A 2,701-nucleotide genomic window follows, 5' to 3' on the forward strand; every position below is an offset into this window, starting at 1 on the left:
AGCTGGCCGGGACCATTCAGAACGACATCCTCAAAGAGTTCATGGTCCGCAACACCTACATCTATCCACCGGCGCCGTCGATGCGGATCATCTCCGACATCTTCGCGTACACCAGTCAGAAGATGCCGAAGTTCAACTCGATCTCGATCTCCGGCTACCACATCCAGGAGGCGGGTGCGACCGCCGATCTGGAGCTCGCGTACACGCTCGCCGACGGGGTCGAGTACATCCGTGCCGGACTGGATGCGGGCCTGGACATCGACAAGTTCGCACCGCGGCTCTCGTTCTTCTGGGGCATCGGGATGAACTTCTTCATGGAGGTCGCCAAGCTCCGCGCCGCGCGTCTGCTGTGGAGCGAGCTGGTCGCGAAGTTCGAGCCGAAGTCGGCCAAGAGTCTCTCCCTGCGCACCCACTCGCAGACCTCGGGCTGGTCGCTGACGGCGCAGGACGTCTTCAACAATGTCGCCCGCACCTGTGTGGAGGCGATGGCCGCGACCCAGGGGCACACCCAGTCGCTGCACACCAACGCGCTTGACGAGGCGATCGCGCTGCCCACCGACTTCTCCGCGCGCATCGCACGCAACACCCAGTTGCTATTGCAGCAGGAGTCGGGCACCACGCGGCCGATCGATCCGTGGGCGGGGTCGAACTACGTCGAGTGGCTCACCGCGCACCTCGCGGACAAGGCCCGGGCCCACATCGCCGAGGTGGAAGCGGCGGGCGGTATGACCCAGGCCATCAACGAGGGCCTGACGAAGCTCCGGATCGAAGAGGCGGCCGCCCGCACCCAGGCACGCATCGACTCCGGCCAGCAGCCCCTGATCGGTGTCAACAAGTACCGAGTCGACGAGGACGAGGAGATCGAGGTCCTCAAGGTCGACAACTCCAAGGTGCGCGCCGAACAGCTGGAGAAGCTCACGCGTCTGCGTGCCGAAAGGGACTCGGCGGCGGTCGAGGCGGCGCTGGCCGACCTGACTCGTGCGGCGGGCGAGCCGGGCGGTTCGGATCTGTCGAACAATCTCATGGCGCTGGCCATCGAGGCCGCGCGCCACGGTGCCACCGGCGGGGAGATCTCCGACGCGATGGAGAAGGTCTTCGGTCGCCATCAGGCCGAGATCCGCACCATCAGCGGCGTCTATCGGCACGAGGTGGGAGAAGACGTGAGCAACGTGGATCGGGCGATCGCCGTCGTGGATGCCTTCGCAGAAGCGGAGGGCCGTCGTCCGCGCGTACTGGTCGCCAAGATGGGTCAGGACGGGCACGATCGCGGCCAGAAGGTCATCGCGACCGCGTTCGCCGACCTCGGCTTCGACGTCGACGTGGGCCCGCTGTTCGCCACGCCCGAGGAGGTGGCCGCGCAGGCCGCCGACAACGACGTCCACGTCGTCGGCGTGTCGTCGCTGGCCGCCGGCCACCTCACTCTGGTGCCGGCGTTGAAGAAGGCGCTCACCGACGTCGGACGCGAGGACGTGATGATCGTGGTCGGCGGGGTGATCCCGCCGGGCGACTTCGATGAGCTCTACCAGGCCGGGGCCACCGCGATCTACCCGCCGGGCACGGTGATCGCCGATGCGGCGGTGGAGCTGATCGCGAAGCTGGCCGGCGAGCTGGAACTCGACCTGGTCCTGCCGGACGCGGGCTGACGCGGGAGATGGCACGACGCACGATCGACGTCGGGGCACTCGCCGACGGGGTCCGGGCCGGAGAGCGCTCGACACTGGCCCGCGCCATCACCCTGGTCGAGTCGACGCGGCCCGACCATCGCGCGAAGGCGCAGGAGCTGCTCCTCGAACTGACGCCGGATTCGGGCAACTCGTTCCGGGTCGGCATCACCGGTGTGCCCGGCGTCGGCAAGTCGACGACCATCGAGGCGCTCGGCATGCATCTGATCGATCTCGGGCATCGCGTGGCGGTGCTCGCCGTCGATCCGTCGTCCACGCGCACCGGCGGTTCGATCCTCGGCGACAAGACCCGCATGGGGAAGCTCTCCGCCGCGCCGGAGGCCTATGTGCGGCCGTCCCCGACGTCGGGCACCCTCGGCGGCGTCACCAAAGCCACCCGCGAGACCATCGTCCTGGTCGAGGCTGCCGGATACGACGTCGTGTTGGTCGAGACCGTCGGCGTCGGCCAGTCGGAGGTGAGCGTCGCGGGCATGGTCGACACCTTCAGCTTCCTGACGCTGGCCCGTACCGGAGACGCGCTGCAGGGCATCAAGAAGGGAGTGCTGGAGCTCGCCGAGATCGTCGTCGTGAACAAGGCCGACGGCAAGCACATCAACGAGGCGCGCGCCGCAGCCCGCGAACTCCGCAACGCGCTGAGCCTGATCTATCCGCACGACGCCCTGTGGACGCCCCCGGTGCTCACCATGAGCGCGCTGGAGAACACCGGCGTCGACGAGTACTGGCAGGCGATCGTCAAGCATCGGGACGTGCTCACCGAAGCGGGGGAGTTCGAACGGCGACGCGCCCGCCAGCAGGTGAACTGGACCTGGCAGATGGTCCAGGAGACGATCCTCTCGCGCCTCGAATCCGACCCGGAAGTCCGCCGGGTCCGTACGGATGCCGCGCGCGCCATCCTCGACGGCACACTCACTCCGGCGCTGGCGGCCGAGCAGATCGTCGCCGCCGCCGGCGGGTGTAGCGACTGATGGCGCTGCGCAGTCCCATCGATGATTGAGCGAGCCCACCGCGTCCGCCTCGAT

The 2,701-nt window shown here is 68.1% G+C and carries 2 protein-coding genes; both read left to right on the forward strand.

Annotation, left to right across the window (positions count from 1 at the left end):
• Nucleotides 1-1,643 (forward strand): methylmalonyl-CoA mutase (gene scpA / locus GX543_RS07430; protein ID WP_290850986.1); only part of this gene is annotated, 1,643 nt, incomplete at its 5' end.
• Between the two features lie 8 nt (nucleotides 1,644-1,651).
• A complete protein-coding gene (gene meaB / locus GX543_RS07435; protein ID WP_290850987.1) occupies nucleotides 1,652-2,647 on the forward strand; it encodes a methylmalonyl Co-A mutase-associated GTPase MeaB in 996 nt (331 codons plus the stop codon).
• Nucleotides 2,648-2,701 lie beyond the last annotated feature (54 nt).

It is taken from the genome of Gordonia sp. (in: high G+C Gram-positive bacteria), from assembly GCF_012515855.1.
GTDB lineage: Bacteria > Actinomycetota > Actinomycetes > Mycobacteriales > Mycobacteriaceae > Gordonia.

Excerpts from the sequence above, each read along its gene's own strand:
- meaB (WP_290850987.1), top strand. The coding sequence starts at position 1,652 with ATGGCACGACGCACGATCGACGTCGGGGCACTCGCCGACGGGGTCCGG.